The sequence below is a fragment of the Streptomyces sp. NPDC001750 genome (assembly GCF_042892615.1).
In the GTDB taxonomy this organism is placed as follows: Bacteria; Actinomycetota; Actinomycetes; order Streptomycetales; family Streptomycetaceae; genus Streptomyces.
In genome coordinates, this window is record NZ_JBIAUE010000079.1 from 1 (window position 1) to 4,791 (window position 4,791).

General features: G+C 68.5%; 3 protein-coding genes and 2 pseudogenes. 2 read left to right on the top strand and 3 right to left on the bottom strand.

Going from position 1 to position 4,791, the window contains the following annotated elements; all coding sequences use genetic code 11:
* Window positions 1-895 precede the first annotated feature (895 nt).
* A complete protein-coding gene (locus tag ACFYY6_RS38205) occupies window positions 896-1,282 on the top strand; it encodes an AQJ64_40280 family protein (RefSeq protein WP_389197759.1) in 387 nt (128 codons plus the stop codon).
* On the opposite strand, the pseudogene ACFYY6_RS38210 reads toward ACFYY6_RS38205, so the two are convergent.
* Together ACFYY6_RS38210 and ACFYY6_RS38215 are read right to left on the bottom strand one after the other, a co-directional pair.
* Window positions 1,269-1,444, bottom strand: a pseudogene (locus tag ACFYY6_RS38210) (Tn3 family transposase); the annotation flags it as partial. The gene ACFYY6_RS38205 and the pseudogene ACFYY6_RS38210 overlap by 14 nt on opposite strands.
* 433 nt (window positions 1,445-1,877) lie before the next feature.
* The gene (locus tag ACFYY6_RS38215) at window positions 1,878-3,011 is read right to left on the bottom strand and encodes an FAD-dependent oxidoreductase (protein WP_389197761.1); all 1,134 of its coding nucleotides are present in this window, start codon (window positions 3,009-3,011) and stop codon (window positions 1,878-1,880) included.
* Window positions 3,012-3,199: 188 nt separating this feature from the next.
* Between ACFYY6_RS38215 and ACFYY6_RS38220 the strand changes: the two genes are divergently transcribed.
* Window positions 3,200-3,826 carry a TetR/AcrR family transcriptional regulator gene (locus tag ACFYY6_RS38220; protein WP_351521714.1) on the top strand — a complete coding sequence of 209 codons (627 nt, stop codon included), beginning with the start codon at window positions 3,200-3,202 and terminating at the stop codon, window positions 3,824-3,826.
* Between the two features lie 374 nt (window positions 3,827-4,200).
* On the opposite strand, the pseudogene ACFYY6_RS38225 reads toward ACFYY6_RS38220, so the two are convergent.
* A pseudogene (locus ACFYY6_RS38225) lies at window positions 4,201-4,467 on the bottom strand (DNA-binding transcriptional regulator); the annotation flags it as partial.
* Between the last annotated feature and the right edge of the window lie 324 nt (window positions 4,468-4,791).

Consider the following 4,791-nt stretch of genomic DNA (forward strand, 5'->3'; position numbering starts at 1 on the left):
CCGCTGGCTGCACACCTACAATCACCACCGCGAACACACCGCGCTCAAAGGCCAACCACCCGCCAGCCGTGTCCCCAACCTCACAGGGCAATACAGACTAGAGCGTGCTGTCCATGGACTGCGCGGCTGACGGCGGATGGTGACCAGCCCGCGGAAGCCGTGGGCCGACCAGCCGCCTGGCAACCGCTCTCCGGCCGGTGCCCGAGGCCGGGCTCAGCCGCGCACGTCCGCCAGCACCGTGTCCGTGAAGGGCGGCCACGCCTCGATCGCCCAGCCGCCGCAGGTGCCGACAGGGTGTCCGGCTTCGCGCATGCCCGGGGCAGGCCCCCGCATGGACCGCCGACCGGCACACGCGGCACGGTGAGTGGTGTCACACCAACTTCGGTGTGGAAAACACCTGTTCGCGGCAGGGCTGGCGAGCAGGTCGATCGTGGAACTGCTGCCGTGCGTCGTGACCCGGCGAGGTGACACCGGAACTGCTCGAACGGCTCTCAGCAGAGCTGAGAACCGCATCGACACCCAGATCGGCACCCTGGTGGACACCCAGGAAAGGCTGGACACCGTCATCGCCGCGGCCAACACGACCTTCTGGACGGGCCGCCCCTGCCCCTGCCCCTGCCCCTGCCCCTGCCCCTGCCCCTGCCCCTGCCCCTGCCCCTGACGAGCGTACGGTTACGCTCCTCAAGAGACCGGTCGTCTCGGGGTGAGTGCCTCCCGGGCAGGGCAACTTGGCATGACGAATGCATGTGCCGAGATGTCCGAAGCCGTGCTCGTTCCGGCTCGAGCAACCTTCACGAGTGCCGGGCGGTCTTACCGGATGCCGGGGCAGTGCCTTGCCGACGCACCGAACGTATGGGTGAAAGACGACGTGCCGAGTGCCTGAGTGAGGATGGAGATGACGAATTTGAACACCGTCGTGACGTGGGTGGACGCACGCGAGAGACTGCCCTGGGACGGTGCACCGGTGGCAGCGGCGATCACGGGCCGGTACCCGGTTAAAAGTGCCAATGAGTCCGGTAGCGAGTTGGGTGAGGAGTTCTGGCTGGTGAGGCCGATGTACTTCACGACTCGGCACTTGAGCGAGGAGGACGGGGCGGAACACCGGGACTGCTTCGTCGACTCCGATGGGGTCGTCCGCCTGCCCTACGGCCATGACAGTGACGAAACCGTGACTCACTGGGCCGAGCTGCCCACCCTGCCAGGCGGGGTCACGCACGGCGTTCTTGGAGAAGGCGTGCCGTCAGCTCTCCAGAACGCATGGGGCGCTCGTTCAGCCAGGTGATGCCGCGCCTGAACCCGAAGTACTTCGGCGACGGCGCCGCGCTGATCGTGCGGAACGGGACGACGAACCGCAGTCCGTCCACCGACGCCAGCAGACCCTCCCCCAGTACCTGACGATCGGCACCTTGGCCTGGGCGGCGATCAGCGCGGCATTCGCCGCGGCGATGCCGCCCCGGCCCTCAACGCCGACGTGGTATCCAGGGGCACCGAGCGGGCCGGGGAGAAGAACTGTCGGGCTTGTGGCGACCGGCTGAGGGCGGGTTCGCGGCCTGACGCCTTGTTCTGTTCCGCAGCGTGCAAGCAGGCCGATCGCCGGTGGCGCCGCCACAAGGTCGAGGCCGTCGCCGTCGGCCTGTGGTACACGCTCGGCGTCGAGACCGAGCTCATCGTTCGCTGCCCAGCGTGCGGGAAGCCTTCGCCTTCGGACACGGCCACCGCCGGGACTCGCGGCTTCGCGGCCCGCGTGCCGCGAAGCCGCCTACCGCGAGCGCAAGCGGGTGCACGACGCCGTCACCACCCCTTCCGAGGTGGCGGCTCCCGGTACCCGCTCCACGCCCGCGACCAGCGAAAACGCCCCGGACGTCGTGGAGGGATGGTCAGTGGTTGCCGTCGGCAGCGAAGTCTGGTAAATGGGTGGACAGTAGATGTTCGGCGGCACCGTCGAGGAGCTGAGCCATCTCCGTGGAGCGGGGCAGCATGGTCTTTTCGTAGGCGCGGATGGCGTCGTCGACGGCGTCGTGGCGTGCGAGGGCGAGGGCGAGTTCGCAGGCATCCAGCATGGCCAGGTTGACACCGACACCGAGCGGGGGCATGAGGTGAGCGGCGTCACCGAGCAGAGTCACTGTGGGGCTGTGCTCCCAGATGTGCGGGACGGGCAGGGCGAAGATCGAGCGGTCGATGTAGAGGCCGTCGTTGTCGGTGATCAGCTGGCGCAGGCGAGGTGACCAGTTGCGGTAGCGCTCCAGGAGGAGGGCGCGGATACCGTCGGTGTCCTGGGGGGTGACGCCGCCGACGGTGATCCAGTCGGCCGGGGCCCGCTGGATGATGTAGACGCGGATGTGGTCGCCGCCGTTGCGCTGGGCGAAGAGGCCGCGGTCGCCATCGGCTGCTGCGGCGCTGCCCTGGCCGACCAGTTCAGCGATGTCGGAGTGCTGGGCCTCGACGTGGTGGAACCAGGCTTCCAGGAAGCTCACGCCGCTGTACTGGGGGACGGCCGGGGAAATGACGCGGCGGACCTTGGACCAGGCGCCGTCGGCGCCGACGACGAGGTCCGTTTCGACGGTGGAGCCGTCGGCAAAGTGCAGCTGCCGGGGACCTTCGTCGGGGCCGCTGATGGCCTGCAGGGTACGGCCCCAGCGCACGGTGCCGGGCTGCAGCGAGTTGAGCAGCAGGCCGCGCAACTGACCGCGGTCGATTTCCGGCTTGAACCGCTCGCCCTCCTCGGGGACGTGGTGGAACAGGATCGTGCCGGCCGGGTCCATCTGACGCATCTCCTGACCCTCGGGGCGGGCCAGTTGGAAGAACTCCTCCAGGAGACCGGCTTCACGCAGGGCGATCTGGCCGTTGTCGGCGTGCAGGTCGAGGGTGCCGCCCTGGTTGCGGGCGTCGGGGCCGGCCTCGCGGTCGTAGACGGCGGCGGTGATGCCGTGCTGCTGGAGGATGCGCGCGCAGGTCAGGCCGCCGGGGCCGGCGCCGATGATGGCAATGCGGGGTGCGGGAGTGGTGTTCATGGTGGTGCTCCGTTCGTTCCGTGCAGCGGTGCCGCGACTGCCTGTGGCTGATGGGATGGCGGGGGTCTCACTGAGAAAGAAAGGGCCGGGCAGCGCCTCGCGGCCGTCACATCAGAAAAGCACACCAACTCAATAAGTGCAACAACTCAACTTTTGAAGTTAATTAACCAAAGAGGTAGGGTGTCGGTATGCCCAGCACTACGACCGGCGCCGCAACAGGTCCCTCTCCTGCGCCGATGGGGCGCCGCGAGCGCAAGAAGGCCGCCACCCGACAGGCCATCGCCGATGCCGCGCTGTGCCTGTTCCTGGAGCGCGGATACGACGAGGTCGGCATTCGCGAGATCGCGGACGCCGCCGACGTGTCCACCACAACGCTGTTCAAACACTTCCCGGTCAAGGAAGCTCTCGTCTTCGACGAGGACGCCGACCAGGAGACCCGCCTGCTCGCCGCCGTCCGCGAGCGGCCCAAGGGCCAGTCCATCCCCGCCGCACTGCGGGAACACGCCCTGACCACCCGGCTGGCCGCCGCTGACAGCGACGCCCGCTTCACCGCCTTCACCAGCCTGGTGGCCAGCACTCCCGCGCTGCGCGACTACGCCCAGAACATGTGGCTGCGCCACACCGCCGCACTCACCCAGGCCATCGCCGAGGAGAGCGGCCTCGCCGCAGGTGACCCCGCGTGCTCCGCCATGGCCCACTTCGCCCTCGAGGCCCCCTGCGCGGTTTACACCCACGACAACCCCCGCCAGGCCATCACCCGGGCCTTCGACCTCCTGGAACACGGCTGGAGCGCACTCGCCCAGAGCAAAGCGTGAGCAGCACCTTGCCGAGGAACGGCCCGCGACCCAGGCGGCCTCATCCCACCGAAGCCCGCCCGCCACAGCGGGCGGTCGAGGCGGGCTTGAGAGGCAGCAAGGCTCTGAACTGCATCGAGGCTTGACAGCCCCGGATAACGGGTGACGCGCCCACCGTTACACGGCTCTGCTGCGCCAGGGCTGCTCGGGCGCTGGCAGCGGCTCGCCGAAGACGCTTCGGGAACCTGGCGCCCCTTGCTGCGGCTCACCGGCAGCAGCGGTGAGCCGAACGGCCTGCGGTCACCCGAACGAGGTGACAAGAACGGGGTAACAAGGCCGGGTCCAGGCACTCTCGGCCGCACCAGGGAGCCGCGGACGAGCGCGGAACTCGTGGACTATTGCTCACCCTCGTTCTCACCGCGTCGGACCGATCTCTGGTCTGTGGTGCGTGTGGCGCGGGTGTAGCGGGCTGCGAGGTCTGCGAATGCGGTGGCCAGTTGGGGTGGGCCGATGACGTCGATGTCGGTGTCGAAGCGGCCGATGGTGGCGGCGAGTCCGGTCCATGACCAGGAGCCGAGGGTGAGTCGGCAGTGGTGGGGGCCGAGTTCCTCGACGATTCCGTCCTGGACGAAGGTTGCGACGTGGGCGGCCGGGAGGTGGAGGGCGCGAGCTGGAGGCTCTGGCGCTGATCTTGGGGAGCGGTCGAGGAGGGTAGCCAAGCCGGTCGTCGCATGAAGCGGCGTCGTCGGGTTGTGGACCAAGATGCACCCTGCAAGCCCCGGACAGGGCATGCCACGATGAGCCCATGAGTGATGAGAGCCGCGGTTTTGCTTGGCGTCGCACGTCCACCTAACCCGCTGATCTTGGTTCGTTCCCAGGACGGCAGGGCAGCCTAGGACTTGTCCGGTCGATCATGTGACTGCCTTGCGCCTGGGTCGTTGATGTGGGCATGGGGCGGGGTGATCTGAGTGATGCCGAGTGGGAAC